This window comes from Stenotrophomonas sp. GW821-FHT02D01 (assembly GCF_059421765.1).
The window spans coordinates 1-26496 of the sequence record NZ_JBWKVP010000006.1; the positions used below are offsets into that span (position 1 = coordinate 1).

The 26496-nt window shown below is 62.6% G+C and carries 28 protein-coding genes and 1 pseudogene; 11 read left to right on the plus strand and 18 right to left on the minus strand.

The window, feature by feature from the left end:
* The 15 genes and pseudogenes from AC07UW_RS13120 to AC07UW_RS13190 form a co-directional block, all read right to left on the minus strand.
* Window positions 1–361, minus strand: a pseudogene (locus AC07UW_RS13120) (type IV secretion system protein); the annotation flags it as partial.
* 588 nt (window positions 362–949) lie between these two features.
* Window positions 950–1519 (minus strand): DUF4189 domain-containing protein, encoded by a 570-nt coding sequence (locus AC07UW_RS13125; RefSeq protein WP_080278374.1) that lies wholly within the window; start codon window positions 1517–1519, stop codon window positions 950–952.
* Between the two features lie 27 nt (window positions 1520–1546).
* Window positions 1547–2698, minus strand: coding sequence for a TrbL/VirB6 family protein (locus tag AC07UW_RS13130; RefSeq protein WP_425518196.1), 1152 nt, complete (start codon window positions 2696–2698; stop codon window positions 1547–1549).
* 52 nt (window positions 2699–2750) lie between these two features.
* Window positions 2751–3575, minus strand: coding sequence for a TrbJ/VirB5 family protein (locus tag AC07UW_RS13135; RefSeq protein WP_336029317.1), 825 nt, complete (start codon window positions 3573–3575; stop codon window positions 2751–2753).
* Window positions 3572–6016 carry a VirB4 family type IV secretion/conjugal transfer ATPase gene (locus tag AC07UW_RS13140; RefSeq protein ID WP_248149073.1) on the minus strand — a complete coding sequence of 815 codons (2445 nt, stop codon included), beginning with the start codon at window positions 6014–6016 and terminating at the stop codon, window positions 3572–3574. The genes AC07UW_RS13135 and AC07UW_RS13140 overlap by 4 nt, the downstream gene beginning before the upstream one ends.
* A gap of 75 nt (window positions 6017–6091) precedes the next feature.
* Window positions 6092–6400 (minus strand): VirB3 family type IV secretion system protein, encoded by a 309-nt coding sequence (locus AC07UW_RS13145; RefSeq protein WP_025878714.1) that lies wholly within the window; start codon window positions 6398–6400, stop codon window positions 6092–6094.
* The gene (locus tag AC07UW_RS13150; protein WP_140227287.1) at window positions 6393–6797 is read right to left on the minus strand and encodes a TrbC/VirB2 family protein; all 405 of its coding nucleotides are present in this window, start codon (window positions 6795–6797) and stop codon (window positions 6393–6395) included. Before AC07UW_RS13150 ends, AC07UW_RS13145 begins: the two co-directional genes overlap by 8 nt.
* 73 nt (window positions 6798–6870) lie before the next feature.
* Window positions 6871–7827 (minus strand): lytic transglycosylase domain-containing protein, encoded by a 957-nt coding sequence (locus tag AC07UW_RS13155; RefSeq protein WP_336029326.1) that lies wholly within the window; start codon window positions 7825–7827, stop codon window positions 6871–6873.
* A gap of 3 nt (window positions 7828–7830) precedes the next feature.
* Window positions 7831–8874: a P-type DNA transfer ATPase VirB11 gene (virB11, locus tag AC07UW_RS13160; protein WP_100436501.1), complete on the minus strand. Its 1044-nt coding sequence runs from the start codon at window positions 8872–8874 to the stop codon at window positions 7831–7833.
* Window positions 8875–8885: 11 nt separating this feature from the next.
* Window positions 8886–10157: a TrbI/VirB10 family protein gene (locus AC07UW_RS13165; protein WP_495212201.1), complete on the minus strand. Its 1272-nt coding sequence runs from the start codon at window positions 10155–10157 to the stop codon at window positions 8886–8888.
* Window positions 10154–10933, minus strand: coding sequence for a TrbG/VirB9 family P-type conjugative transfer protein (locus tag AC07UW_RS13170; protein WP_025878719.1), 780 nt, complete (start codon window positions 10931–10933; stop codon window positions 10154–10156). Before AC07UW_RS13170 ends, AC07UW_RS13165 begins: the two co-directional genes overlap by 4 nt.
* The gene (locus AC07UW_RS13175; RefSeq protein ID WP_140227289.1) at window positions 10930–12018 is read right to left on the minus strand and encodes a VirB8 family type IV secretion system protein; all 1089 of its coding nucleotides are present in this window, start codon (window positions 12016–12018) and stop codon (window positions 10930–10932) included. The genes AC07UW_RS13170 and AC07UW_RS13175 overlap by 4 nt, the downstream gene beginning before the upstream one ends.
* Window positions 12019–12107: 89 nt before the next feature.
* Window positions 12108–12554 carry a hypothetical protein gene (locus AC07UW_RS13180; protein WP_025878721.1) on the minus strand — a complete coding sequence of 149 codons (447 nt, stop codon included), beginning with the start codon at window positions 12552–12554 and terminating at the stop codon, window positions 12108–12110.
* 415 nt (window positions 12555–12969) lie between these two features.
* Entirely contained in the window at window positions 12970–14649 is a 1680-nt protein-coding gene (locus tag AC07UW_RS13185) for a type IV secretory system conjugative DNA transfer family protein (protein WP_336029340.1), read from the minus strand.
* A gap of 36 nt (window positions 14650–14685) precedes the next feature.
* Window positions 14686–14943 (minus strand): hypothetical protein, encoded by a 258-nt coding sequence (locus AC07UW_RS13190; protein ID WP_223495500.1) that lies wholly within the window; start codon window positions 14941–14943, stop codon window positions 14686–14688.
* Between the two features lie 122 nt (window positions 14944–15065).
* Between AC07UW_RS13190 and AC07UW_RS13195 the strand changes: the two genes are divergently transcribed.
* The gene (locus AC07UW_RS13195; RefSeq protein ID WP_336029345.1) at window positions 15066–15518 is read left to right on the plus strand and encodes an HD domain-containing protein; all 453 of its coding nucleotides are present in this window, start codon (window positions 15066–15068) and stop codon (window positions 15516–15518) included.
* A 77-nt stretch (window positions 15519–15595) separates the two neighbouring features.
* Entirely contained in the window at window positions 15596–16804 is a 1209-nt protein-coding gene (locus AC07UW_RS13200; RefSeq protein ID WP_099784627.1) for an MFS transporter, read from the plus strand.
* A 91-nt stretch (window positions 16805–16895) separates the two neighbouring features.
* On the opposite strand, the gene AC07UW_RS13205 is transcribed toward AC07UW_RS13200, so the two are convergent.
* Window positions 16896–17183 (minus strand): barstar family protein, encoded by a 288-nt coding sequence (locus AC07UW_RS13205; RefSeq protein ID WP_336029349.1) that lies wholly within the window; start codon window positions 17181–17183, stop codon window positions 16896–16898.
* A 177-nt stretch (window positions 17184–17360) separates the two neighbouring features.
* Here AC07UW_RS13205 and AC07UW_RS13210 point away from each other — a divergent pair, with 177 nt between their 5' ends.
* The 4 genes from AC07UW_RS13210 (at window position 17361) to AC07UW_RS13225 (ending at window position 18585) form a co-directional block, all read left to right on the plus strand.
* Window positions 17361–17609: a hypothetical protein gene (locus AC07UW_RS13210; RefSeq protein WP_025878727.1), complete on the plus strand. Its 249-nt coding sequence runs from the start codon at window positions 17361–17363 to the stop codon at window positions 17607–17609.
* 9 nt (window positions 17610–17618) lie between these two features.
* Complete coding sequence (locus AC07UW_RS13215; protein WP_315828887.1) at window positions 17619–17795, plus strand: hypothetical protein; 177 nt, start codon at window positions 17619–17621, stop codon at window positions 17793–17795.
* Window positions 17796–17939: 144 nt separating this feature from the next.
* Complete coding sequence (locus AC07UW_RS13220) at window positions 17940–18209, plus strand: hypothetical protein (RefSeq protein WP_312106567.1); 270 nt, start codon at window positions 17940–17942, stop codon at window positions 18207–18209.
* A 127-nt stretch (window positions 18210–18336) separates the two neighbouring features.
* Window positions 18337–18585 (plus strand): hypothetical protein, encoded by a 249-nt coding sequence (locus AC07UW_RS13225; RefSeq protein WP_495212202.1) that lies wholly within the window; start codon window positions 18337–18339, stop codon window positions 18583–18585.
* Between the two features lie 38 nt (window positions 18586–18623).
* Here AC07UW_RS13225 and AC07UW_RS13230 read toward each other — a convergent pair whose 3' ends face one another.
* On the minus strand, window positions 18624–20159 hold the full coding sequence (locus tag AC07UW_RS13230) for an FAD-dependent monooxygenase (protein WP_495212203.1): 1536 nt from the start codon (window positions 20157–20159) through the stop codon (window positions 18624–18626).
* A gap of 82 nt (window positions 20160–20241) precedes the next feature.
* Here AC07UW_RS13230 and AC07UW_RS13235 point away from each other — a divergent pair, with 82 nt between their 5' ends.
* Both AC07UW_RS13235 and AC07UW_RS13240 read left to right on the plus strand, forming a co-directional pair.
* Entirely contained in the window at window positions 20242–20886 is a 645-nt protein-coding gene (locus tag AC07UW_RS13235; protein WP_336029362.1) for a TetR/AcrR family transcriptional regulator, read from the plus strand.
* Between the two features lie 73 nt (window positions 20887–20959).
* Complete coding sequence (locus AC07UW_RS13240) at window positions 20960–23101, plus strand: TonB-dependent siderophore receptor (protein ID WP_495212204.1); 2142 nt, start codon at window positions 20960–20962, stop codon at window positions 23099–23101.
* 57 nt (window positions 23102–23158) lie between these two features.
* On the opposite strand, the gene AC07UW_RS13245 is transcribed toward AC07UW_RS13240, so the two are convergent.
* Entirely contained in the window at window positions 23159–23440 is a 282-nt protein-coding gene (locus tag AC07UW_RS13245; protein WP_033831436.1) for a hypothetical protein, read from the minus strand.
* Between the two features lie 210 nt (window positions 23441–23650).
* Here AC07UW_RS13245 and AC07UW_RS13250 point away from each other — a divergent pair, with 210 nt between their 5' ends.
* From AC07UW_RS13250 to AC07UW_RS13260, 3 genes are all read left to right on the plus strand, one after another.
* Window positions 23651–24325: a response regulator transcription factor gene (locus AC07UW_RS13250; RefSeq protein WP_025878734.1), complete on the plus strand. Its 675-nt coding sequence runs from the start codon at window positions 23651–23653 to the stop codon at window positions 24323–24325.
* The gene (locus tag AC07UW_RS13255) at window positions 24325–25674 is read left to right on the plus strand and encodes a sensor histidine kinase (protein ID WP_495212205.1); all 1350 of its coding nucleotides are present in this window, start codon (window positions 24325–24327) and stop codon (window positions 25672–25674) included. The genes AC07UW_RS13250 and AC07UW_RS13255 overlap by 1 nt, the downstream gene beginning before the upstream one ends.
* 96 nt (window positions 25675–25770) lie before the next feature.
* Window positions 25771–26418 (plus strand): hypothetical protein, encoded by a 648-nt coding sequence (locus AC07UW_RS13260; protein WP_495212206.1) that lies wholly within the window; start codon window positions 25771–25773, stop codon window positions 26416–26418.
* Window positions 26419–26496 lie beyond the last annotated feature (78 nt).

Genomic DNA, 26496 nt, shown 5'->3' on the forward strand with positions numbered 1-26496 from the left:
CACCGGCAGTGACTGCAGGACCGCCCGTGCCCAGGCCGATAAACCACATCGCACGCGTCTTCGCGCTGTCCAGGGTGACGTCGCCGGCCACGTCCAGCACGCTCACCGACGTCAGCGCCAACTGCATGTAGCCAAGATTGCGATCGATCAGCTCTTCGGCCGTGTCGTCCTTGCCGGTCACCACATAGGTGATCTCGTCCTGGACGTCCTGGGTCAGGAAGGACTGCAGATCCTTGCCGAACATCGCCATCGACGTGGCCACGGTAACGATGAGCGCCGCGCGCGCCATGTTCGTGGCCAGCGCTGCCATCGAATCGCGGCTGCGCCCGGTCACGATGCGGAAGCCCTGGATCAGCACCCAAGTCGAACAATGCGGGCTTTCAGGAGTTGGCAGATGGTGCGCTACGTCTGAGCCCTGATGAAGCATGTCTGACCTCATCGCTATGAATCTTCAGCATGGCCAGCTGGCTAATTGCTGCGACTGCCTTATTCGTAAATGGCTTCGCCGGCGCGAACATCCCACCACCCGAACGCGACGAATCCGGCGGCGGACCACTAGGCCCAGCGACGTTGGCACGGCACTAACAGCCATCTACGAATATGCGCGGCTACCCATGAGCCCTCCGGCGGGGCGTCCCAACCCTCGGGCGTGGAGTCACTCCTCCAATCGCACGGAATATCACCTAGCTGGCTAATGCCTGCGTGATATGTATCTAAAGCCAGGCGAGCAACAATCTTCTGAGAAAAAACACGGACGCAAAGTGCAGATCCAAATTAAAACAACAGAGCCAAACGGCAATCACAATTCATGCCAGAGAAAAATATTGCGAACCAATATCCACTTTCGATCCTACTGCCTCTATCCCACGTCATCTATCTGAAAGCGAGGCATCTTTGATTACCCACAAGCTGCGTTGATTCGTCGTTCTTTGGATCACCGAAGGCAGCCCTAGAACTTTTTGAAAACGGGCAAGGAACATTCGGAATAGACTACGGTGCACTTCCCCCCCCCCGTGTCCTTGCAATGCTCGATTGCGTTTCCGGCCACAGTCTCTGCATCAACCGCCGTATCCAGCGAGCCCTGCCCCTTCCCTGAAGATGGCACCGCAAATGCAACGCACTGGTTGTAGTACGTTACAGAAGACTTGCAGTCCTTTGCACCTTCCGCCGCGCACTTTTTGATGGCCACAGCTACTGCTCGCCGTTCGCTCGATTCATTGGAAGATGTGCCGACGAGACTTGAAGTAGGCGACTCGGCTACAGCCCCCCATCGCGTCAACCATTCGCCCAGTGGCTGAGGCGGCGCAGAAACTGCTGGGCCGGAAGCACCGCTACTCGTCCCGGGTATTGGCGCGCAGCCTTGAACGCCCTGCCCACCGATAGGATACGACCCTGGAGGGCACCCACCTTCTGCTAAGGCTGGCCCCATGCAAAGAATCAGCGCAATAAGTACTGTCGAGCTAACGACTCTATGCATGGCACCCTCCAACTTCCACGGAGCTAAAAACTCATTTCGCATCGTACACTCCAAATTCGGGGGGGGGGGCTATGAGTTCCCTGCCCCAGCATTTCCACGTTGCCCAGTTTGAACCTGAGATTCTGATGCAGTTGCGAACCGAGGCGTTGTGTCTTGAACAGGAACCTGACTTGATGCTTTGGAATTGGTCGGAACAGAGGGCATAAAGAATCCTCCGCCCGAACCTGACGAACCCGGCGGCTGACCCTGCGGGCCAGGCGAAGCCGACCCAGCACTACCGCCTATCTGCGAATATGCCATGAAGGTACCCAGCGTACCCTGGAAGAACATCGCGGCCATTGGGGGCGCAGTCAGAATCAGCGTCGTGAGGATCAACCCCATGCCGCCCTGCTGCAGCGCCATGCTGCTCATGCCTTCGGTCAGATTGGTGCTCAACAACGCGCCCAACGCGGACGCACCCCAGAACGAAGCAGCGACGCGGGCGACCATTTCCATCGCAATACCGGTCATTGCTGCCAGCACGGCCATCGAGAACATGGTACCGATTCCATAGAACAACCATCGCTGGAACAACGATTTGGTCTGCTCGAACAGCAGGCACAGGATGAACAGCGGGCCAAAGCCGATGAACATGGCCATCGCAACCTGGTACAGCAGCAACATGGCACCGGCAGTGACTGCAGGACCGCCCGTGCCCAGGCCGATGAACCACATCGCACGCGTCTTCGCACTGTCCAGGGTGACGTCTCCCGCCACATCCAGCACGCTTACCGATGTCAGCGCCAACTGCATGTAGCCAAGATTGCGATCGATCAGCTCTTCGGCCGTGTCGTCCTTGCCGGTCACCACATAGGTGATCTCGTCCTGGACGTCCTGGGTCAGGAAGGACTGCAGATCCTTGCCGAACATCGCCATCGACGTGGCTACGGTGACGATGAGCGCCGCGCGCGCCATGTTCGTGGCCAGCGCTGCCATCGAATCGCGGCTGCGCCCGGTCACGATGCGGAAGCCCTGGATCAGCACCCACAGCGTCATCAGCACCAGGGCGATCGAGCCGACCCAGGTCATCATGCGACCGAGCACGCCTTCGCCGAAGTTGGCGATCTCCTCTCGCAGGTACTCCAGGATCAGCTTGAAGAACACGAAGTCGCCCACTGAGGCGAACAGCGTTCCGTGCAGCAGATCCCCGATCACCATGCCCTGCATCATTCCCTGACTCATCACATCACCCGCCCCGTATCGGGGCCCTGCTGGAGTGCTTTACGCACGTGGTTCACTTGGAGAGAGCTGCTTTCAGCGCGGCTGCCTTGATCACGGTGCCGAGCGGGTTGCTTTCGCCTTTCAGTGCGCGCTCGGTCAGGTTGCGCTGGCGCCCCTGGAGGGCGGCAATCTGCTGGTCGTACACCTTGATCTTGGTTTCCCATTCCTTGAACGCCTTGTCCATCGCAAGCTGGCTGGCCGTATTGTTGGAAATATCCTCCTGCAAGGCACCCTCGTTGCGGAACGCGTTGCGGATGTTCCGAAGCTGCCCCAGCATCTGCTCCATGGCGGGCATCGACTTGGTCACCACGTCGACGGTTTCGTTGTATTTTTTGTTCTCAAGTACCTGGATGTAGGCACAGATGGAGCGCTGCTGCGCACCGATGTCACCACCCGGGCTGACACCCAGCAACGACATCAGGCCTTCTTGGCTGACCATCGAACCGCCTCCGCATTTCTCGGCGACGTTCCAGTTCTCGGGAATCCGGGTAAGCACAGGCGTGGGCGGCATCAGGGGTGAAGCGATGATCTGGTACCAGTTCTGCAGCCTGGAGATCCAGTTGTCCACCGTCTTCATGTACTGCGCGGCGGTTTCCGACCAGCGCCCGGCCTCGGTGAGGTACTCGCCAGCGGACTTGTATTCCTGCAGGAAGTTCATGATCCAGTTCGCAGGGTCATAAACAGTCATCGCCTGCGCCTGATGGGTGCCGGTACTGAACGTTGTACCCAAGGTCAGCATGGCGGCAAAGATCGGCGCCAAGCGCCGGCGACGCGACGCGCTCTGTCGGGTTTCATTTGCCATGGCATTTTCCTTGTGCAGATCGGTGATGGTCTTCATGCCGCCTCCTCGTCCTTATCGGCCCGCTTTCCCGAGCCCTTTCGATTCTTGTAGAAGGTGTCCAGCCACTGGTCCGGGGTCAGCTCGTCGACGGTGACCCGTGCACGCACTGCGGCGGTCTGCAGGACGCGATGCATGACCTCGATGTTATCGGTCGATGCGGAGATGACCGACAGGATGTCATCCATGCCCCGCAGGTTGAGCTGACACACGCTGGACGCATGGCCCTGTTTGACCAGGAAGCATCGCGAGCGCTCGTCCAGCGCAGTAACCACTTTGAATTCGGCCTCGGTCAGCTTCAGGCCGTCCATGTAGTCGCTCTTGCTGGCGTTCGGGTTGGGCAACAGGATCAGCGTCGCGGTCTGCTCGATCAGCGCTGCGGAGATGTCGCTCTTCAGCGCATCCTCCGGGCTCTGCGTCGCGAAGATGCCGAGGCCGTTCTGCTTACGGATGGTCTTCTGCTTGTTCTTGGCGAATTCCTTCAGCCCACCCTCGCCATCCAGGATCTTCCAGAATTCGTCCATCACGTAGATCAGCGGCCGGCCGTCGATCAACGACTCCAAGCGGTGCAGCAGGTAGTTGATGACCGGCACTCGCACTTCTGGGTTGTCGATGATGTCGGTGTAGTCGAAACCGATGATGTTGGCCTTGCTCAGATCCACGGTATCGACCGGGTTGTCGAACACCCAACCCAGCGAATTTCCCGACGTCCAGCGGCGCATGCGCGCGTAAAGGCCGTCGTCGCCCATGTTGGGCAGGCTCTTCTGGAAATTGGTCATGCTGCGCAGGTGCATCGGCGTGTCGAGCATGCTTTCCACCGCCCGGTAGATGTCCTCTTCCTCGCGGGCGCTGTACTCGCGCTTGCCGGCCAGCACCTTGATCAGGTCGGCCAGGAACTGCACGTTGCTTTCGTTGTTTTCGCACTGGAAAGGATTGAAGCCTGTCGGCGCACCGTTCTCCAGGGCCAAGTAGTTGCCACCACAAGCGCGCACGAAGATCTCAGCACCGCGATCCTTGTCGAAGAAGAAAATGGTCGGCGACGGCTCGTACTTCTGTACCTGACTCAGCAGGAAGTTGATCAATGCCGTCTTACCGGTACCCGACTTACCAATCACCATGGTATTGGCAATCGCCTTCTCGCCCAGCGAATTCTCCGACGGGTGGGTCGCATGGAAGTTAAAGTAGTACGGCTGACCGTTGGTGGTCTGCAGGGTGGTAACGCAATCGCCCCACGGGTTGTTGTGCTGTTTGCCGGTGGCGAAATTGTGCAGCGGCGACAGACCCAGGAAGTTCAGCGAGCTGACGTTGGCCAGGCGCGTACGGAAGCGCCAGTTGGCCGGAATCTGCGAGTAGAACGACGAGGTGACAGCCAGATCTTCCTTGGTCGACACGAAACCGGCGTTGGACAGTTCAGCGCGCGTCGTGGCGACGTTCTGAGACAGCTTCGCCTGACTGTCGCCGTACACGGCCATGATGAAATGATACTCACCCAACACGAAGTTGCCCGAAGACAGCTGATCCATCGCGTAGTCAAGCTCGGCGATCTGACTGACAGCTTTGTCACCCGAAGAAATCATCATGCCCTTGGTGCGATCCAGCACCTTCAGCGCGTCTTGTCGCCCCATCGGACTGAATGAATGAGTGATGACGTATTCGTAGTCTAGATACTTCAAACCATTGAGAATGCCGGGGTATGTACCCTCTGCATACTCCTTGATATTGAGGATGGCGCCAAAATGATTGACACCATTTGGAGTATTGATGACGAAGTCACCGGTTTTCGCCGAAAACATATGGCGACTGATCGGAAGATAGTCCTTCACCGGGGCGGACAGCACCGGCACCGGCTCGTCGACCCTGTTGATCAGGTAGCCGAACAGCTCCAGCGTCTCGGAGAACACGACACCATTCTTGGCTTCATACATGCCCAGGCGGTACGGCGCGTAATCGCGGATGACTGCTTCAACGTTGCCGGCCAGCTCAAGGAGCTTTTCCACCGCCTGATCCTGTTCCCCCTGCAGCTTCTCGATGCTGGCCGACTTTTCGACGAAGCGCTTACCGGCCACGACTGGACGATAGATCATCGTCAGGTAAAGCTCGTTCTGCATAATGCGCTGCGATGACAGCATGCCCATGTACTGATCGGACACGTCCTGGTTGAAGCGCTGGTTGTAACGACTGCTGCCCTTGAGCGTGCGTCGGCGACGGATGTCGTGCACCCAGAAGGCCACATTGACGAAATCTGGTGCACGCAGGGTCTGCAACAGGCGGTTGAAGGTATTGTGCCGGTGCTCCAGCTCCCACTCCTCGCGACCGACGAACGGCAGGCCTTCCAGGTACCACGTCAACAGATAGTCCCCGCCCGTGGTTTTGACCACGTTCGGTGCCACGTGTGACGAGAGAGGAACGAACTCGCTGATGGAGGTATCTGGAGAGAACATGCGACTGCTTCCAAAAAGTGCGCCAGGGAACTACAAAGTGGCAGGCGGGAGCGGGCACCCGCCTGCCGATGCCCGTCAATCCGTGCGGGCGGCTTTCTTCCGGTAGTGGTTCGGGCTGAACACCCACATTCCATCGTGGTCCTGCAGGTTGCGCGCCTTGAACTTGAAGAGTAGACGCAGGCCCAGCAGGCGGAAAATCAGCTCATCTCGCTTGGCCATCTGTCGCATGATGAAAATCGCGACTGGAATGGCAAGCAGGAACCAGAAATTGGTATAGACGCTCAACAGCAGCAACCCACCTGCCACCATGAAGAATGGCAGGTAGGGAACGCCCAGAAACATCGCAGGGCGAGTGCAGCCGCGGAACAAGACGTTCTTATGCACTGTAGTACTGCAGCACGTTGTTGATGACGGCAGCCGAGCTGCCCGAGCAATTGCCATCACTGCCCTCACCCAGCAGCATGCGGGCGATCTGGCCGGCAGCACCGATCAGCACGCCACCGATAAGGATCGGCGCGACATCGGCGATGCGCTTGTGGGCGAAGGCGATCTGGTAGCCAGCAAAGATAACGGCAATCGTCACCACAGCGATCGAGGCGATGTTCAGCAGGCCATTGATGTTATTGAAGAAGCCGCAGACCTTTTCGTCGGTGCCGCCGAAGTCGGTCGGGCCCGACGCAAACACCTGCGGTGCGAATACTGCGCCGACGAAGAGGGTGGCCATCAGCATGGACTTCAGCGTGCGCTGGGCCTGGACGAGGTCGAGATTGAAACGCTTCATGGATTGATTTCCTTGTTGATGGACTAACACAACTGAATCGACCAGCCGGGGGACTGGTCGCACCACGACTTCGTCAGAACACGAAGGCCGCATCCCCAGGGGGAATCTGTTGAGCCGGCATGGACTGCACCGGCGCGTTGTACATGTTGTCGGGGGACGCCGATTCGCCCTGCTGCCCCCAAGGCTGCAACATCACCGGGCTCTCGCCACCACCGGCGGCGACGCCAGGCAGCTGCTGCGGCATCATCGGCTGTCCGCGCTGCCCCGCAGCGCCCTGCGGCGCCTGTTGCGCATAGCTTCCATCTGGCTGCGACTGCGGCTGCATCATCCGATCCACAGAGCCCAGAACAACCCTCGACAACGCCTGATCGGCAAGATTCACGAGACTTCCACGCGCCATCGCGCCCGCAGAGGGATAGACGGTATACGCTCGCGCTGGATCGTTGGACGGAACATACGTCGGGCCATCGGCCTGAGCTACGATGCGGGCTTGAGCGGGGGAAGCGATCTGCGGATGGTGCTCGACCTTGACGGTTCGCCGCTCACCACGGTCAACCACGTCGATGGGTAGCGCGCCATTGCTTGCGACCTGCTGCCCACGGCGCATCGAATCAAAGACCTTCTGCACGTAGCCGTGGCGGAATCCCGTTTCAAAGTTGCCCGAGTAGTAGCAACTGAAGGACTTGCCCCAGTCCTTACCCGAGCGCTTGTAGCACTCTGCAAGAATGCGGGAGCCGGCCTGCAGGTTCGGACACTGCTGGAACGCCTTCTCATAGGAGTCCAGACCATACTTGCCAAGATTGTAGCGATTGACCTGGGCCAGTCCGACGGAGAAGTTGTAGCCCTTCTCCTCAAGCATGCGCACGGTGGCCAATGCCTCATCCAGCGCCTTGGGCTGGCGCACCAGTGCGCCGCCAACTACGCCAATGGCGTACGGGTTGCGCGAGGACTCAACATTGATGACGTGCTGCATCACGTCCATCGAGACGGCCATCTCCGGACACGCCATCATTTCCAATCCTGGCAACATTGCTCAAGCCTCCTGCCCCTGGGCACGCCCAGGATTGAAATCGATGCCGGTGATGTAGCGGGCACCAGCATGCGCCTTGATATGCACGACGATATCGATGGTCATCATCAACAAACGCTTGATGACGTTGAATTCCAGACCTGAGCCCTCGGTCGACGCTTTCACCATCAGCGCCAGCTGGTCCCACGTCTGCTCCGGGCTGCCGGCGTGGCAGCTGGTGATCGAACCGGGGTGACCCGAGGCGCAGTTGCGAATGAAGTAGAACGCTTCATCACCGCGCAGCTCGGCCAGGATGATGCGCTCGGGCTTCATGCGCAGACAGGCTTCCATGCAGCTCTTGGCCGTGACGTTGCTGGCGCTCTGCCCGCCTTTCGAGTACAGCAGGTGCACCACGTTGGGCTGGGTCAGGAACAGCTCGCGCGCGTCCTCGATAGTGACCAGACGCTCGCTGTCCGGGATATGGTTCACCAACGCTTTCATGAAGGTGGTCTTGCCGCTGCCGGTAGCGCCAGACACCACAATATTCTTGCGGTACATGACCGCTCGCCGGAAGAACTCCGCGTACTCGCGGGAGTGGCGCAGTTCCAGCAGTTCGCGATCCTGCTCGCTGATGCTGCCATCCTGTTCGAGAATCTGGTTGAAGAAACCATCCTCGTGGTACTGCGTAAGCGATTTGGTGTGCTTGGAAGGCAGGCGAATCGTGATTGACACCTTGCCGGCATCACATGCCGGTGGAATCACGAACTGCGCACGCTGGCCGGTCGGAAAGGTCAGCGAGACCACCGGATCGGCATCGGTGATGCGCTGGCCCGTGTTGCTCTCGTTGACCACAGCGGTGCAGAACTGCCGCGCCCGCTCGAATGTCAGACTCGGCACGTCCATGCGTTGCCACCCTGCCCGCGTCTCCAGGTACAGCTCACCCGGACGGTTGATGCAGATTTCCGTTACATCGGGCGAGTTCATGTACTCGGCGATGCCCAGCACTTCGTACTGATAGCGCAGGAAATCGCTGGAGACGAGGGCGAGGGGTGACACTTCGGCGTCCATGGTCGTATGGGTTACCTGCGCGGGTTCAGCACATTGGCGAAGTCGACGTCCTTGGCGACGTAGACATTCACAATCGTGCCTTGGTTGATCGTTACGGTCGGCTGACGACGGCCTTCGCTGAGAGCCTCGTTGGCCAATCGCTCCATGGTCCGCGCCGTAGCACTTTCATAGGGCGAGCGGACAGCAAACCCATTGCTTGCGACGGTGGTCGACTCCGGGCCGTGCTCTGCAGCGGCGTACTTGAAGGCATCGGCGATGAGGCTGATCATCAACGCCGATGCAATGCGACTTCCCCAATGTGCGCTGTACTGGCCCGGATGACCGGCACCACCCAACTGATCGACGCCGGGACTGGACATGGCCACGTCGATGCCATTGGGGGTGGTGATTCGGTCCCAGATGACTTCCACGCGCTTGCCATTCGGGCCACCACCGTATGCGCCGTAGATCTTCGACCCCTTCGGCAACAGCAGGTTGCGCCCATTGATCGAGTACACCGGCTCGGTCACCAGGCAGGAGGTATAGCCCGCGATGTCGGTGATGATCCGGGTTTCCAACACGCACCGCAGGTAAGTACCACGAACCAGCAAAGCATCCGGGCTGCGGATGAACGCGGCATTCGAGACATCTTCCACATCCGGGCCGCGGCGTACCTTCTGCTGCTGTTGGGCCTGCGGATTGGCCGCCTGCATTGCAGCAATCATTGCCTGACTGTAGTCGGCCCCCTGTCCTGGCGGCTTGCCAGCAGAATCGCCTGCATTAAATCCGGCGCTGCTGCCGATACGACGATCGAGCAGCGATGGCCCACGTGGTTCCTCGCTCTGCCGCAAGCGCGCGCGGTCGGCGTCCTGCAGACTGACCATCGGAATATCCGGCTGCGGCGCAGGCGGCAACATCGGAATCGGATCGGCAGGTGCAATGGGCGCCGGCGCGCTGGCAGCCGGCCCAACCGTCGGCAGATCCGGCGTGGAAACACGGGATTCCTGGCGGTTGCCTGTCGTGGCGCTCTTGTCGTCCTGACCCTTGCGGAACAGCAGGAAGCCCATGGCAACGAGCAGCACCACAATCCCGCCAAGGAACATCAGCGCCTTGCGGTTCAGGCGCTGCTCTTCAGCCGAGCGCAACTGCGGTGCAGCAGCATCGAGATTGGGCGCTGCTTCTGCCTGCTGAGCACCGAAGTACGGGTTCGTTGGCGTTTCGGCCGGACCCTGACCACCGTAGGGGCCATGCCCTTCGTCGCGCCCGCTGTTCGGATCGTTTCCGGGAGTGTTCTGCTGGCTCATTTCTTCACGTTCCTTCGCAGACCAACGACGTAGTCGCCGTGGCGGATGACCAGGTACGGGTAAGTCCCGTGGACGATCAAGGTATTGCCTTCGACAGTGGTGTTGACGACGAAGTCCTCACCGTATTCCTTTTCACGGCCGAACACGGCGGGGAAGATGCCGGTTTTGTATTCAGGTGAATTCGGCAGTTTCAGGTACGTGAAACGACCGTCGTCGTAGGCGTTGACCGGAATCAGCCACCCCATTTTCTTCGCCTTGCTGGTCGAATAGGAGTAGTTGAAGTTGTACTGCCTGTCCTTGGCCATTTCAGTGCTCAACAGCGGCTGCGCCTCTTCCTCAACGGCCTCCTGGGCAACACCGAACACGGTGTCGTTGGGATAGCTGAAGGCGATCTTGTACTGCACGCCGGCGCGACGGGCCTGCTCGAGCTGACGCCAGTCTGTCGCCACGACCTTCAATTCGAAGATGTAGGAATGAGTCTCGGTGCGAACCATCATGTTGGTATCGACGTCGACGTTCTTCGGCTTGATGTAGAACACATTCTCGCGGCGGGTCAACTCCCAGCCGTTGCTGAAACCAGTGCTGTAGTCGAGGATCTTCTCGCTCGGGCTCAGCTCGATCTGGGTAGTGAGACCCAGGCCGGTGCGAACCGGATAGATGCGATCCTTCTCATACTCGTAATGGTCTACCGCCTGCGCCATCGCCGCGGTGGAGAACACCAGCGACAACAACGACAGCAGCGCCAATGCGCTCCCCCTGACTTTTCGACTACTCATCGGTTGCTTGCTCCATCAGCATTTCCGGTGGAATTGTTCTGTACCGGCCTCATGGCCGGTTGACCGGGCATGGTCTGCCCTGGCGCGGCTTGGCCCTGCATCGGCTGCTGCATCGGCTGCCCCTGCACGGGCTGCCCCTGCACGGGCTGTCCTTGCATAGGCTGTCCCTGCATCGACTGGCCGGACATCGGCGGGGTGATCTGGACATCGCCCGGCACGGCGAGCGGCTGCCCCGTTGCCGGGTCGATCATGGTGGCCGCTGCCGGGTTGTTCGGGTCATACACGCCTTGTTGTGCTTGCGTGGCCTGCTGTTCTGCCTGCTGCTGCAACTGCGCATCATCCGGACCCGGCACACCGCGCGAGTAATCATTGTCGCGGCGATACTCGAAGACCTGCATGCCCAAAGGATTGAGAATGCGCTGCTGCTCGTTCAGCGCCAGATTCGAGTCATAGCGGAACCGCAACGTGATCAACTGATTGTCCAGGTAGGACGTCGTCGCCTTGTTCTTGTCGTAGACGCTGCGCTGGATTCGTACCGAGGCCCCGCGGAAACCACCGTTAACCTGAGCCTCCAACGGCGTAATGCTGAGAATCTTCACCCGGATGGCACGATCCTTGCCATACAGGGTCACCGGGCTCTGTGGGTTGTTCGGGGAATAGAAGGCACGGATGGCGGCACTGGTGCGCGTGTCGGACATGACGTGCACTAGCGCCCAGTCGCGCAGGCCCATGACAGCGAAATCGTAGGATTCGCGCGCCATGACGTACTGGGCTACGTTGCTGCGATTGATCGCATCGCTCGCGGTGATCGACTGCCCTTCGAAATTGCCGGTCAGGCGCGCAACCGTCGCCGTACCCGTATAGGCATCAGCCATCACCAGGAACGGCACCTTCTCCTTCAACGGCAGCATGTAGTAGTAGCCACCGGCCAGCGCCAGCGACATCAGCAACGAACCGGTGGCGACCCACCAGGCACGACGCTCGCTGCGTCGGGCCATGTCGGCCACGGTGATCTCGTAGCTGACCGCCTTGGCGACCGACTGCTCGACCTTGGGGCTGTTGCCTGCATCCTTCTTGCGGAACATGGGTTCTTCCGTACTGCTGAAACATCAATGGGCGCGACGCCCCTGCGCCAAGCGCGGGGTGCGGCACGTTCGATGATTTCGACGCGGTCTCAGCTGCCGCTGCTGGCTTCAGGATCCTGGGCCGACGCGGTCGGCGTCGATCCAGCGCTCTGCACGACGATCTGGTTGCCGACGATGGAGACGGAAACGCCCTGCGCCGCATAGGCCGCCGTGAGATCGATCACGGCCTGCTGTGCGTTGGTGGTGTCGATCTCCGACACCGCGCCATACAGGGTGAAATCCGAACTGAGGCGATAGTCCAGCGTGCGACCGGAATCCTTGGCCCAGCGCTCGAGCATGGCCTTCAGCGTGCGATCCATCGGCGACGCCTGATAGACGTAGCTGGAGTACAGCGGAATCTCGGTCGGAGCCGTCGCGAAACGGTTGACCGGCTTCCAACGCCCTCCAAAGTCGGGTGCGGGCTTGGTGGCACAACCTGCCACCATCAACGCCGCCACTGCGGCGATGGACATTTTTGCAATAAACGCCTGATTCATACGGGCTTCACTTTGACGTACGAAAAAGCAGTCCCGATGTTGGTCCCTTGGTCGTTCGGCACTGCGCGATGCACGCCGAAAACGTAACGAATGCACTGCTTAACAGCACATGGGCACGGTTCCCCTGCAGCTCGAAAGCTGCCAACCAAGTCGCGTGAAGCAACCTCATCCGAGGCCCCTTTCACGCACCCTCACCAACGTCGGAACCATCCCTGTTCCCATGGCTGAAACTCCTGGCCACTCTGAAAGCATGACGAATCACACAGATTCGCAAGCCATGCATAGATTCGCACAACCACGCGTCAATTCCATGTCAGACAAATCTGAAATCTACCGACGTATGGTGCTTTTTTGACGCAGCTCACTAATTCACTTCCATGAACGCGTGCATCCGTCACACTTTCAAGGCTTCAACTTAGACATCAAGCATCGGCACGTCAACCTTTGGCAGTAGACGTGACGTGAAATAGCGATCCTTGTAATAGCGAATCTTGTCGCACTTGACCGGATGCGGGATGCCTTCGTACAGGAAGACTTCCTTGTCCGGCCCCATCGCCTTGAGCTCCTGCGGCAGCATCAGCGCGCGGCGCTCCTCGGTGAAGCTATGGGTCTTTTCACGCGCGTGGGTGACATTCTTCTTGCGGATGGTGGTGTAACCCAACATGTCCGAATAGTCGTTGGCATCCTGCTGTTCGCGCGGGGCGTACAGAATCTGCAGCGCATGGTTGGTGATGATCGTGCGTGAGACTTCGCGGCCATAGGTGGCATCGAGCTGCGACATGCTCTGGATGATCGGCAGCAGGCGCACGTTGTAACCGGCCATGTAGGACACCGCCGAGGCGATGATTTCGACCTTGCCGATCGAGGTGAATTCGTCCATCAACAACAGGCACTGGTACTTCAGGTCCGGATTGGACTTGGGCAGTTCCTTGGTGTTGAGGTTGATCAGCTGGCTGAAGAACAGGTTGATGATCAATCGGCTTTCGGCCAGCTTGTTGGGCTGGATGCCGATGTAGATGGTCATCTTCTTCTTGCGCACGTCGGTGAGCAGGAAGTCGTTGGTGCTGGTGGCCTTGTCCAGCACGGGGTTGATCCAGGGATTCAACGGTTCCTTGAAGGTGCCCAGAATCGAGGCGAAGGTCTCGTCGGCCTGGGACAGCATGTTGGCAAACGCCGAACGCGCGTTGCTGCTCAGGAATGGACGCTCGGACAGGCCCTTGAGGAACTTCTTCAGGTCGCTGCCATCGCCGGAGGACAGGCGGTAGACCGCGCCCAGGGTTGGCGTGCCCTGCCCGCCCGGGAAGCCGCTGTTGCGCTCGTCATCCCAGTTCTCGAACAGATAAAGGGTGAAGGCGATGAAGGCATTGCGCGCCTGGCTGATCCAGAACTTCTGGTCTTCCGAGCCATCGGGATACAGCATCGCGCCGATGCTCATCAGGTCCGAGACACGGAACGCCGGGTCGTCCGAGACATAGCTGAGCGGGTTCCAGCGATGGGTGCGGCGATCTTCGGCGAAGGGGTTGAACAGGTAGATCTCCTGCCCCTGGCTGGCGCGCCAACCACTGGTCAGGTCGAAGTTTTCCTGCTTGATGTCCAGCACCACCAGCGATTCGCCGTACTCCAGCAGGTTCGGGATGACCACGCCGACGCCCTTGCCCGAACGGGTCGGGGCCGCCAGGATCACGAATTGCTGGCCGTCCAGCCGCACCAGCTTGCCGCCATGGCTGCCGACCACGATGCTCTGGCCGCTCTTCTTGAACATGCCATGCTTGGCCAGATCGGCGCCGGTGGCAAAGCGCGCGTCACCGTGCAGCGAGCGCTTGTCCTTCTTCAGCAGCACGACCAGGCCGACGATGGCCAGCACCAGCAGCGGCAGGCCGAAGCCGAGGTAGCCGGCCCATTTGATCTTGCCCACGAACGGGGCAACCTGCGGCTGGCCGAGGGCGTGGAAATACTGGTAATAGGTATTCCAGGTGAGCAGCTTGGTATCCAGACCAAGCAGCAGCAGCGTCAGGTAACCGGAAAGCACGAACCCGAGCAGCAGGGTCGCCAGCGTGATGATGGCGATGAGCAGATACTTCTTACTGGACAACACCCGAATCCTCCATGATGCGCCCGAGGGCGCGACGGCTTAGCGGCGGCGTCGCTGCGACGCCTTTCTCCGCAGGTTGACTTCATTTTCCAGCCCGGGCTCCACGCCCTCTTCCCGCACCAGTTCCTCAAGGTACCGGCGCGCATCGGCCAACGACATCAGATCGGTCAGACGCTCCCCATCGTCGACAATGACCGCATGGCCGACCACATCGCCGGGAGCGTACACCGGCTCGTGGGTCACCGCTACCAGACGGAAGCGGCCGCGTAGTTCCAGCTGATGGGTGTATTCCTGCATGTCTCATCTCCCTGATGGAATCCAGATGCCATTCCTGCAGCGTCCGATGATGCCTGCACGGCCGTAGTGGCGGCATGTAGACGACCCGTACGACAATACACGCTCGGGACGGAGAGATCGCGATGGACTGGGTGGCACGCGCACGCACGCTGGCAATGGAGGCCCATGCGGGCCAGGTCGACAAGGCAGGACATCCTTACATCGGCCACGTCGGCCGCGTGGCCGCTGCCATGCGCGGCGATGATGAGGCCGAGGTGGTGGCCTGGCTGCATGATGTGGTCGAGGACTGCCCCGCCTTCGCTGGGCAGGTGCAGGCCTTTCCCGCCCCGTTGCAGGACGCGGTCCGGCTGCTGAGCCGGACGTCTGCGGCGGATTCCGACACGTACTACGCACGAATTTCGGCGGATCCGCTGGCACTGAAGGTCAAGCTGGCCGACATCGCCGACAATGCCGATGAAGCGCGGCTGGAATCGCTGGATGCCGCCACCGCCGAGCGCCTGCGTGACAAATACCGACGGGCCTTGGCGGCGCTTGGCCAGCCGGCCACGCCGGCAGCACCACCCATCGAACACTGATTTACCCCCAGCCCGGCTGATGCCTGTTGCGGTGCAGCAGTACAATGGGGCGCTTCCCCGCCCCTTTGCGCCCCCGAATGAGCCCCAACTCCCCTCTGGCCGCTCGGCTGACGCCGCGCCAGCGCACCCTGATCATCCTCGCCCTGTCTTTGGGGGGCTTTGCCATCGGCACCAGCGAATTCGCCAGCATGGGCCTGATGCTGGAGATCAGCCGCGGCCTGTCGATCAGCGAAACACAGGTCGGCCACCTGATCAGCGCATACGCCATCGGCGTGGTGGTGGGCGCACCAATCCTGGCGTTCGTTGGCGCCAGCTTCCCGCGCCGCAAGCTGCTGCTGGCACTGATGGGGTTCTATGCCGTCGGCAATCTGGCCAGCGCATTGGCCCCGAACTACGGCACGATGCTGGTGGCGCGCTTCGTCGCTGGCCTGCCGCATGGCGCCTACTTCGGCGTAGCGATGCTGGTGGCCGCAGCGATCAGTCCGGCCGGCCAGCGCGGCCAAGCAATGTCGCGCGTGCTGCTCGGCCTGTCCGTGGCCATCCTCATCGGCAATCCGCTGACCACCTGGCTGGGCCAGCAGCTGAGCTGGCGCACCGCCTTCGCCCTGGTCAGCGTGCTGGCCATCGCCACGGTGGCGATGATCGCGCGCTTCCTGCTGCCCGATCCGGATGAGGTGCGGACCTCGCCGATGCGCGAGCTGCGCGCATTCAACACCACCCAGGTTTGGCTGGCGCTGTCGATCGGTGCGGTGGGCTTTGCAGGCATGTTCTGCGTGTTTACCTACCTGGCACCGACCCTGGTGCAGGTGACCGGCGTGGCCGAGTCGTGGATGCCGCTGGCGGTGGGCGTGTTCGGCATCGGCGCGATCATCGGCAACATCGCCGGCGGCTGGCTGGTCGACAAATTCCACTTCAAGGCCGCCGCCGTGGTGCTGGTGTGGTCGATCGTGATGCTGCTGCTGTACCCGCTGGCCGCCGAATCGGTGTGGACCATCGGCCCGATGATCATCACCGTGGGTACGATGGGCGCCCTGGCTGCGGTGTTGCAGACGCGCCTGATGGACGTGGCCGGCGAGGCGCAGACCCTGGCCGCCGCCTCCAACCATGCGGCGTTCAATACCGCCAATGCGCTCGGCCCGTGGCTGGGCGGCATGGCGATCAGCGCCGGCTTCAGCCCGGCCACCACCGGTTACGTAGGTGCGGCGACTGCGGTCGGCGGCCTGCTGCTGTGGTGCGTGTCGGTGATGCTGGAGAAGCGCAGGATTGCCATCGCCGGCAGCCGCTGAACTGCGCACGGTTCGTCAGCCGTCGCCCAGGCGACGGTGTTGCCCTGGAGGCAACAGGTAGCACCGCGCTGGCAGCGGCTGCACACCGCACCTACCGCAGGCAATAGCTGAAGCGTTCGTCCAGTGCCATGGCCTCATCCTGGCGCTGCACCCGCTCAAGCACGTCGACGATCTGCTGGAAGCGAGGCCCCAGCGCCTCTCTGGAAACCTGATGGCCGTTCCAGGTCAGCTGCAGCGGGCGCTCGACGCTGGCACTCAGCAGATCCCAGAGGGCGTCGAGATTGTTCCCATAACCGCGCTCGACACCCAGTGCGAGCGCCAGCGCCTCGTGGAATGCCCGCTCGCTGTGGATGCGGTTGCCGTCCAGTTCGATGTCCATTGCGGGCTACTCCGTTACCAGCGGCGAGTGGAAATTCAACTTGCATGCCATGCCGGCCGCATGCGCAGTCCTGAAGCGTAGCAGCGGACCTCGTTGACTTCGCCACCGCGCTGGCCTGACAGCCTCATCACGGTGGGAAAACGAGGATGGAGACATCTCTCTGCAACCGAGAACACCATGCCGGACACCGGCCACTTCGCCATCCATGCCTTCGAGGCCGCGTTCAACATTTCCGGCGATGTGGAGCGAATCATTTCGCTTACCGTGTCATGCCGTCATTGTGCGGAAATCACCTGCGCCCAGGATGCAAACCTGTTGCACCTGCCGGGCGGTACGCTGTTCCGTTGTGATGCCTGTGGCTGCCATCAGGCCATCAGCAATGCGCGCCTTTCGGACTGGCAACTGCCGCCCCTGCTGGGCGTATGAGGACGTACCATGCCGTTGACTGAAGACCAGCTCACCATCCTGCGCGCCATTGCCGATGCGCACCCTGTGGGAAGCGATGCGGCGACGTGGGCCGTGAAGGAAGGCCTGGCCGTGCAGGCGGAAGATGCGGATATCGACCTGACCCCACACGGGCGCGACATGCTGGCCTCCCAACCGGCGCGCTGACCGGTCAGCACTGGCATGCAGCATGCACATGCCGTGGTGAGCTCATCACGGCATTTGCGCGCTGGCGGTGCGACGAACACGCGGCGTAGATCCGCCTTGCTGCAGAGTTGCGTACGCCAGCTTCCCACGCGCGACACAGCCCTCATGCACCGCCAGCTTTCCCCCACCTGCCACGATGCTATTGCCCTGCGGGCCGGCGCGCTGGGCAGTGTGCTGGGCGTGGCGCTGTTCAAGGCCTTTGCGTTGTCCGCCGCAGCGGCCGGCTCGATGATGACGGTCGGGCTGTGGTTGCTGGGATGTATGCTGCTGGCGGCATGGGCGTTGGCGGCCTGCCTGACCTGCCTGGCCTTGAGCCGGCGCGTGTTCGTGTTGATGCTGGCGCTGTCGACGGTGTTCCTGATCTGCATTGCCTGATCGGCAGTCGGCAGCTCTCGAGTATCCCCATAATTGTTACTCAATAACAAGTGCTGCCAGTCGGGTTGCGCGTGTGCCGGGTCACGGATTGAATTCGATGGCCAGACCGGCCCTTCTGAGATCCCCCATGCGCCTGCTGCAGCCCCTGCTCCGCTCCGCTCTCTGTTTCCTTGCTCTCGCTTCGATCAGCGCCTGTGCCACCTATGATGACTCCGCCATGCATGCCGCCTGCCAGGAGTCGCCGCATGTGAAGGACCTGCCGCCTGAGCTTGCCGCCCGCGAAAGCCGATGCAGCAAGAGCGTCGAGGTCTGGTCGAGCGAGCGCAAGGGCAGTGACCAACCGCTGGACCTGAGCGGCAAGAAGAAGGATCTCTGAAAGAGGGCGGCACAGCCCTGCGCGGGCTGCGCCGGAACTCAGGCAATCGCTTCCCTGCCAACTGAGCTCGTCCATTCCTGTACCGCCTGCGCCAGTCCTGCCGCATCGGCGCCATCACTGGCCCAGGCAACAATGCCGTCCGGACGAACCAGCAGCGCCGACAGGCCCAGCGAATCGACGGCGGGCTGCGCGATGGACAGGATGCGGGCCCGTTCAACATCAACCGCCTCGCACAACAAGGCAGCGGCATCGAACACCAGCAGCACCGCCTGCCCTGCCCGCAGTAGTTCACCCATGCGGCGGCCATCGGTCAGCAGGAAATCCGGCGTGCTGCGGCCCACCAGCGGATGGGTATGGCCTAGATCCAGCTGCTGGCCCACACCCCAAACGCGCTCGGCGAGATACGTGGCGCCATCACGTGTTTCCGCCAGATCGGCCACGATGGCAGCCAGTGCACGTGAGCCCGCGCTGGGGCGCATCGGTGCGACCTGCGCGCGCGACCACTCCAGCACTCGAGCGCCGATCGGATGGCGTTCGGCCTGATAGGTATCCAACAGCGCATCAGCTGCCTCGCCGCGGACGACGGCGGCGAGCTTCCAGCCAAGGTTCATCGCATCGCCCAGGCCCAGGTTCAGACCCTGCCCACCCAGCGGCGAATGCACATGTGCGGCATCGCCGGCCAGCAGCACGCGGCCACGACGATAGGCGGTGGCCTGCCGTGCGCCGTCGGTCCAGGTGGTGGCCAGATGCAGTGCGGTGATCGTTGCTTCGCGGCCGGAGATGCGGCGCAGCAGTTCCTGTGCCGATTCGCGATCAAGTGGCTGGCGGTGGCCCGCGCCACCGTCGAAGTCGGCCAAGGCGATCGTACCCGGCGGATTGAAGTTGCACATGCCCTGCGCGGTGGTGTGACGCCCCGGGCTGAGTACCGTCGGATCTTCCAGTTCAACACTGAGCGAGTGGCCGGTGAACTCCGGGGCGGTACCAGCAAAGCTGAAACCACACTGCTTGCGCACGGTGCTGCGGCCTCCATCGCAGCCGACCAGCCAGCGCCCGCGGAAGGTCTGCCCACCCGCCTCGACCTGGACCTCGTCGGCCCCCATCTGCACACTCTGCACGCCCGCACCACGCAGGATCACCGCGCCCAGCGCCTGCGCGCGTTCGGCCAGCACGGCCTCCAGCGCCTGCAGTTCCACCGCCATCTGCGTGCCGACCGGGCTGGGCAGGCGCCACGGCCAGCGACCGCTGTCGACGTTGTCCAGTGCGAACGGAATACCCGCAAAGTGGCCACCCAGCTTGCGTGGCTGCGAGAGCCAGTGCGCGGTTCCCGGCGGCGGCGGACCTTTCTCCGGCTTCAGCACATGGCCGGCAGCCACGGCATCCAGCAGGCCGCGCCGGTCGAGCGCCTCCAGCGTCGGAGCATTCAAACCGCGCAGCCCGAACGGCAGGCGCTTCAGCGGCGAATCCGGCGAGGCCGCCTGCTCCAGCACCAGCACCGCGCTTCCTGCCTGACCCAGTTCGCAGGCCAGCAACAGTCCCACCGGGCCAGCCCCGGCAATGACGACGTCGTACCGCATTGGCAATCCTCGTGAGCACCGGGTCGGCGCTCTGGCGGCGACAATGTTACACTCGGTGTATGTTTCCACAAGTGAGCCACCCATGGCCCCGCCACCCGGCCGCCGCGAGCAACGCAAAGCCGAGACCCGGCAGGCGATTTCCGACGTCGCTACCCGGCTGATCATCGATCGCGGCTTCGAAGCGGTGTCGATGAGCGAGATCGCTGATGCCGCCGGGGTTTCGCGCAAGACGGTGTTCAACTACTTCGCCAGCAAGGAACAGCTGGTGTTCGACCGTGATGAGGAGGCGCGCCAGCTGCTGCGCGAAGGCATGGCCGCGCGCACATCCATGACGCCGCTGGCCGCCTTCCAGGCGCTGGTGCGGGAATTGCTGGACACCGGCCATCCGCTGCTGCGGATCAACGCCGGTGCGGCGTCGTTCTGGGAAACCGTGGCCCAGAGCACGGTACTGGTGGCCCATGCGCGGCAGCTGCAGGCGCTGCTGACCAATGACCTGGCACAGCTGATGGCCGCGTCGGCGGGGCGGTCCGCAGATGATGCCGAGGTGCGACTGGGCGCCTCGATGCTGATGGCATCGATGGTGGCCGCCTATGAACAGGGACTGCGCGTCCTGCCGTTCGGCGGCGATCCGCGGCAGGCGATGCTGCCGCTGATCGTGCGCGGCGCCACCGGCGTGCTGGTGGCTTTGGCTGGTACGCCGTATACGGATCCGTCCGCGCGTCCATAGCGCAATCGGGGGATGGGCACCCGTTCATTGCAAATGCTAATCTTTCTCATTTGCAGACAAGCCCGATACGCCGATGCCCCATTTCCTGCCCCGCCGCAGCATTCTGTGCCTGGCGACGACACTGGCTTTCGCCACCCCCGGATACGCGGCCGACGCCCCGCCCAGCCGCGTGCAGGAGCTGGACAAGGTGGAGGTGCGTGGCCGCGCACAGACGTTGTACCGGGTGGATGACGCGGCTGTCGGCACCCGCACCGATACACCGCTGGAACTGGTGCCGCAGTCCATCCAGGTGCTGCCGCGCGAGCTGATCGACGACCAGGCTGCACGCCAGGTGACCGATCTCTATCGCAGCATCAGCGGCATCAGCTACTTCAGCTATGCCGGGGTGACCCTGCGTGGTTTCCGCCAGGAGAACGTGTTGTATGACGGGCTGCGGGGCGACCCCTATGCGGGATTCTCGGTACCGCAGTTGTTCAACATCGAGCGGGTGGAGGTGCTGAAGGGACCGGCCGGTGCGCTGTACGGGGGCGGCGACGCTGGTGGCGTCATCAACTATGTGACCCGCAAGCCGAAAGCCACTGCCGAACGCCGCGTTGAACTGCAGATGGGAAACAGGGATTTCCGCGCTGGTTCGATCGAAGGTACCGGCCCATTGAATGCCGCCGGCACGGTGCGCTACCGCGCCGGCGTGTATGGCGACAGCGAGCAGGGCGTACGCTGGAACACCGACAGTGAAAGCGTGATCGGCGATGCCTCGCTGGCTTTCGACGTGGGCGACACCGGCGAGTTGACGCTGCAATTCACCGACATCACCCAGAACCTTGGCGGCAACCGCCTGCGCGGTGTGCCGGTCGATGACAACGGCAATTTCCTGACCGACCGCCGCTGGAACCACAACGAAGCCAGCGATTTCCTGGACATGCGTGCCAAGGTAGCGCTGGCGCAGTACCGCTTCGCGCCGCGCGACGACTTGGACGTGGACGTCGCCGCACGCTGGTTCAGCAACAACGAACACCAGATGTACCACGAGCCGATGGGCCTGATCGACCGCGACCGCGATGGCGTGGCCGAATGGATGACCCGGCAGCTGCGCAACCAGACCCGCGACAACGAGGCGTTCACCGCCAACGCCAATGCGGTGTGGCGGGTAAGCACCGGTCCGGTGGAACACAAGGTGCTGTTCGGTGCGGACGTATACCAGCTGGATGCGGACTTCACCGCGCAGACCGCCAACAGCGCCGACCTCGCGCGCGGCGCCGGCCCGGTGCGTGGCATCGACCTGTTCAATCCGGTGTATGGCGCCAGCACCTGGCATGAGTACAACCTGTCCAGCCTGCCCTGGCGCAGCACCAGCACGCGCAGCAGGCGTTATGGCGGTTACCTGCAGGACGAGCTGGCCCTGACCCCGCGCTGGCACGTGCTGGCCGGCCTGCGCTGGGACGGTTTCAAGGACGATGACCGCCTTGCCGGCAGCAGCGTGGATGGCAACGACATCAGCTGGCGCCTGGGCAGTACGTTCACCGTTCGCGATGGACTGAACCTGTATGCCAACGTGGCCAGCGGCTTCGTGCCGCAGTCGGCGGCCAACCAGAATTCCGCCGCAGGCGGCCCGTTCGATGCCGAGCGCAGCAGGCAATGGGAAGTGGGCATGAAATCGCTGCTTGCCGAGCGCCTGAGCCTGAACCTGGCGGCCTACCGTATCGACCGCAGCAACATCGTGCAGGCCACTGGCGAGGTCATCAATGGTGTGAACCAGCTGGCGGCGTTGGGCCTGGTGCGCAGCACCGGCATGGAACTGGATCTTCTGGCCGACGTGACCGAGCGCTGGGTGCTGAACCTGACCTACGCCTACAACGACGCGCGGGTGAAGGACGCGGGCCCCAATGGCATCACCAATGCCTCTGGCGATCGCTTCGCCAATGCACCGCGCAACAAGCTGGGCCTGTGGACGCGCTACGACCTGCCGGCGATCAACTCGGCCATTGGCTTCGGTGCCGACTACGTGGATGAGCGCATCAGCCTGGATGGCCAGCGCGTGAAGCCGTACACCGTGTTCGACATGAGCTGGAAAACCACGTGGAAGCAGTGGCAGTTCCAGGCCAACGTCAAGAACCTGTTCGACAAGGTGTATGCCGCCAGCGGATTCATCGAGCGCAACGGCCATTTCCCGGGCGAGCCGCGTCGGGTGTATGTGCAGGCCGGTTACAGCTTCTAGGCCAGCGCTATTGAGCAACGCCTCAGGGAGGTGGAATGGCCACCTCCCCGGCCTGCGTCAGCCCGAGCAGGACACCAGCATCGAGCGGGTGGCCATCTGGGTGGAGGTGAATCCGTTCTTGTTGCCGACCGCGATGGCATTGCCCTCATCGCCATCCTTGCTGAAGACCACGTAGCCGCCCGGGCACATCTGCCCGGCCTTCTCGTAGCAACCGCTCCAGGAACTGGAGCCGCTGCAGTCGATGGAAACGCCGCGGCGGCCATCCGGGGTGACGGTCATCTTGGCGGTGGTGCAGCCGGTCAGCGTGGCGAGGAACAGCAGCGGAACGAACAATTTCATGGTGACTCCAGGGATGGGAACTGCGAAGGGCGCCAAGGCTGGAGCGCCTGGATTGCGTGAACCTTGCGCCGTCCCCGCGGCGTCATCGCATCCCTGCATGACCTGCCGGCGGCTGTGCAGGCACGCCATGTTCACGCAATGTTCCTGTAATACGGTGCCGGCGCGTGCCGAACCGCCCTTCTGCGGCCCCACCCTGCCCAAGCCCTGCTGATGCACATCCTGCTGATCGAAGACGAAGCCGAACTGGCCGCCACCCTCAAGTCTGCCCTGCAGCGCGAGCGCTATGTGGTGGACGTGGCCAATACCCTGGCACTGGCGCGGGAGGCGGCCCTGTGCGGCCTGCACGATCTGGTGCTGCTGGACCGCACCCTGCCCGATGGCGATGGCCTGGCGTTGATTTCGGTGCTGCGCGAGCGCAACCCCGGGGTGCCGATCATCGTGCTGAGCGCGCTGGGCCAGTTGCCGGACCGGATTGCCGGGCTGGATGAAGGCGCCGATGACTACCTGGCCAAGCCCTTCGCGCTGGAGGAGCTGTTCGCGCGGATCCGTGCTGCGGGCCGTCGCCCAAGCGGATTGCAGGTGGAGTCCATCAGCATCGGCCGATTGGTATTCGACCCCGCCTCGGGCGAGGCCAGTGTGGGCGGCCAGCGGCTGGAGCTGCCGCGGCGCGAGATCCGGGTGCTGGCCGCCCTCGCACGGCGCCTGGGCCGCACCGTGCTGCGTGAATCCATCGAGATGGCGGTGTATGGCTTCGACGACGGCATCCATTCCAACACCCTGGATTCGCACGTCTCGCGCCTGCGCCGAAAGCTCGCTGACGCCGATGCGGGCGTGGAGATCCACGCCATTCGCGGGGTTGGCTATCTGATGCGGGAAAGCAAGTGATGGCGCGTCGCCCGTCGTTGAAGCGCCCACTGATCGTTAAGACGCTGATCTACCAGTTGCTGGCCCTGCTGGTGGCGTTCTTCGCCCTGCTGATGGTGCTGGTGCGCGCCGACAGCGGTGGCTACTACACCATCCAGACCTTCGCACCGGTGGCTGCCGAGGCGGTGCACCGCGACCGCGCCGGCGAACTGTACGTAGTGCACACGCCAGAGCTGGCGGAACTGCTGAAGATCGTCCCGGGTGCTTGGTTCATCGCCGAAGACGAGCATGGGCACCACGTCACCTTCGGCCATGTGCCTCCGGCCTATGCCTCGCTGGTCGGCGCCCTTGATGGTATCCCCTACGGCGACCTGCGCGGACGTGATCGCAGCGATGGCCTGGCGGTGGTGGTACGCCAGCACAGCGGACCGGCCGGCAAGCTGACCATCATGGCCCATGGCGAAACCGATTCGCTGACCATGCAGATGGCGTTGGCCGCGCACATCATCACCCTGCCGATCTTCCTGCTGCTGGCGCTGGCCACCATCATCCTGACGCCGATCATCGTGCGGCGGGCACTGGCCGGTGTTGAGCGCATCGCGCAGGAAGCCCGCAACATCTCGGCCAGCCGTCGCGGCATCCGCCTGACCGCGACCGCAGTGCCGGTGGAGATCGCGCCGCTGGTGACCGCCGTCAACGATGCGTTGGGCCGGTTGGATGAAGGACACGAGCGGCAACGCCGTTTCATCGCCGCAGCAGCGCATGAGTTGCGCACGCCGATCGCGATCCTGCGGGTGAAAATCGATGCCGCGGATGATTCGACTTCGCGCAGCCTGGCCGTGGAAGTCGCGCGTCTGGCGACGCTGGCCGAGCAGCTACTGGACCTGCATCGCATGGAAGAGGACGGTCCGAAGGAAACCCTCAACCTGGCCCGGGTGGCCAAACGGGTAGCTGCCGATCTGGCGCCACTGCTGATCCAGTCGGACAAGACGGTGGCAGTGGCGGTGGAGCCCCACTTCCCGGTGCTGGGTGAGGCCGGCGCGGTCGAGCGGGTGATCTCCAACCTGGTGCTGAATGCCGCCGAGCACGGTGGCCGCCATATCATCGTGCGGGTACAGGGCAGCTGCCTGGAAGTGGAAGACGATGGCCCCGGCATTCCGGTGGACCAGCGCGAGCGCGTGTTCGAACCTTTCCAGCGGCTGCGTCCCCGCCAGACCGGTGCAGGCCTGGGACTGAACCTGGTACGGCAGGTGATCGACCGTCACGGTGGTCACGTCACGATTCTGGATGCCCCAGGTGGTGGCGCGCTGATCCGCGTCGAGTTCCCGCAGCATCCGGGCGTAACCTCAGCGCCACCGCTAGAGCACTGAAGGCGCCCACACATCCGTGACTGTCGCCTGTCCATGCGCGGCAGACAGCGATGACAGGCAAGGTTGCGGCAATGTTCGCTGCGCAGCATCGGATCGATGGCGTCTGCGGTGCCATCGCGTTCCGTCCTGACAGGAAGCCTGCACGTGACCGAAGGAGTTCCTCCCCCCTCCTCTTCTGCCCGATCCCGCGCGACACCGGCCACATCCGACCTGACCGCGGCTGCGTGGAATAGACGCTCGCATGCCGATCGCGCGCGCGGAATGCCGCATTGGCCTCAGTGGCTGCGCGCGATCCCTGCGGCGAAGCGTCCGAACGCACTGATGCGCCTTTTTGCTGCGCTGTTCCTGTTGCTGCCAGGCGGTGCACTGGTGGTTTCAACGCACCGCCATGCACACGCAGCCCTGACCAGCGCGGTGCTGCTCTTCGTCGTCGCACATGCCGCACTGCACGCGCTGTCCGCATGGCGATCAACCACAGAGCGAACCCTCCCCGCTCCTATGCGCACCGTCGACAGGCATGCAGCCTGGATGATGCTGGCCAGTGCATGGGTCCCGCTGGCAATACAACGCGTGCACGTGCAGCCGATCAGCACGCTCGCCGTCGCAGGGCTGGTGATCGGCACGGTGTGCCAGCTCTGCAGCCTGCGCATGACGTCCGACCGTCTGCGCAGCACGTTGCTGGTGCTGGCCAGTGCCCTGCAGTTCATCACCGTGGCGCTGGTCATCGCCATGGAAGTGAACTGACAACCACGGCAGCGGCGCAAGGTTCACGCAACCCAGCACCTCGAGACTCGACGGCCATCCACGCCCGGCACCCGGCGC

Bases quoted from the DNA above. Each gene is read 5' to 3' on its own strand.
- AC07UW_RS13260 (WP_495212206.1), top strand. From the start codon at position 25,771: ATGGCGTCTGCGGTGCCATCGCGTTCCGTCCTGACAGGAAGCCTGCAC.
- AC07UW_RS13255 (WP_495212205.1), top strand. From the start codon at position 24,325: ATGGCGCGTCGCCCGTCGTTGAAGCGCCCACTGATCGTTAAGACGCTG.
- AC07UW_RS13140 (WP_248149073.1), bottom strand. From the start codon at position 6,016: ATGTTCTCTCCAGATACCTCCATCAGCGAGTTCGTTCCTCTCTCGTCA.
- AC07UW_RS13240 (WP_495212204.1), top strand. From the start codon at position 20,960: ATGCCCCATTTCCTGCCCCGCCGCAGCATTCTGTGCCTGGCGACGACA.
- AC07UW_RS13195 (WP_336029345.1), top strand. From the start codon at position 15,066: ATGGACTGGGTGGCACGCGCACGCACGCTGGCAATGGAGGCCCATGCG.
- AC07UW_RS13125 (WP_080278374.1), bottom strand. From the start codon at position 1,519: ATGCGAAATGAGTTTTTAGCTCCGTGGAAGTTGGAGGGTGCCATGCAT.
- AC07UW_RS13215 (WP_315828887.1), top strand. From the start codon at position 17,619: ATGCCGTTGACTGAAGACCAGCTCACCATCCTGCGCGCCATTGCCGAT.
- AC07UW_RS13180 (WP_025878721.1), bottom strand. From the start codon at position 12,554: ATGAATCAGGCGTTTATTGCAAAAATGTCCATCGCCGCAGTGGCGGCG.
- AC07UW_RS13200 (WP_099784627.1), top strand. From the start codon at position 15,596: ATGAGCCCCAACTCCCCTCTGGCCGCTCGGCTGACGCCGCGCCAGCGC.
- AC07UW_RS13250 (WP_025878734.1), top strand. From the start codon at position 23,651: ATGCACATCCTGCTGATCGAAGACGAAGCCGAACTGGCCGCCACCCTC.
- AC07UW_RS13245 (WP_033831436.1), bottom strand. From the start codon at position 23,440: ATGAAATTGTTCGTTCCGCTGCTGTTCCTCGCCACGCTGACCGGCTGC.
- AC07UW_RS13205 (WP_336029349.1), bottom strand. From the start codon at position 17,183: ATGGACATCGAACTGGACGGCAACCGCATCCACAGCGAGCGGGCATTC.
- AC07UW_RS13235 (WP_336029362.1), top strand. From the start codon at position 20,242: ATGGCCCCGCCACCCGGCCGCCGCGAGCAACGCAAAGCCGAGACCCGG.
- AC07UW_RS13130 (WP_425518196.1), bottom strand. From the start codon at position 2,698: ATGAGTCAGGGAATGATGCAGGGCATGGTGATCGGGGATCTGCTGCAC.
- AC07UW_RS13190 (WP_223495500.1), bottom strand. From the start codon at position 14,943: ATGCAGGAATACACCCATCAGCTGGAACTACGCGGCCGCTTCCGTCTG.
- AC07UW_RS13230 (WP_495212203.1), bottom strand. From the start codon at position 20,159: ATGCGGTACGACGTCGTCATTGCCGGGGCTGGCCCGGTGGGACTGTTG.
- AC07UW_RS13135 (WP_336029317.1), bottom strand. From the start codon at position 3,575: ATGAAGACCATCACCGATCTGCACAAGGAAAATGCCATGGCAAATGAA.
- AC07UW_RS13225 (WP_495212202.1), top strand. From the start codon at position 18,337: ATGCGCCTGCTGCAGCCCCTGCTCCGCTCCGCTCTCTGTTTCCTTGCT.
- AC07UW_RS13150 (WP_140227287.1), bottom strand. From the start codon at position 6,797: ATGAAGCGTTTCAATCTCGACCTCGTCCAGGCCCAGCGCACGCTGAAG.
- AC07UW_RS13155 (WP_336029326.1), bottom strand. From the start codon at position 7,827: ATGTTGCCAGGATTGGAAATGATGGCGTGTCCGGAGATGGCCGTCTCG.
- AC07UW_RS13175 (WP_140227289.1), bottom strand. From the start codon at position 12,018: ATGTTCCGCAAGAAGGATGCAGGCAACAGCCCCAAGGTCGAGCAGTCG.
- AC07UW_RS13170 (WP_025878719.1), bottom strand. From the start codon at position 10,933: ATGAGTAGTCGAAAAGTCAGGGGGAGCGCATTGGCGCTGCTGTCGTTG.
- AC07UW_RS13220 (WP_312106567.1), top strand. From the start codon at position 17,940: ATGCACCGCCAGCTTTCCCCCACCTGCCACGATGCTATTGCCCTGCGG.
- virB11 (WP_100436501.1), bottom strand. From the start codon at position 8,874: ATGGACGCCGAAGTGTCACCCCTCGCCCTCGTCTCCAGCGATTTCCTG.
- AC07UW_RS13210 (WP_025878727.1), top strand. From the start codon at position 17,361: ATGCCGGACACCGGCCACTTCGCCATCCATGCCTTCGAGGCCGCGTTC.
- AC07UW_RS13165 (WP_495212201.1), bottom strand. From the start codon at position 10,157: ATGAGCCAGCAGAACACTCCCGGAAACGATCCGAACAGCGGGCGCGAC.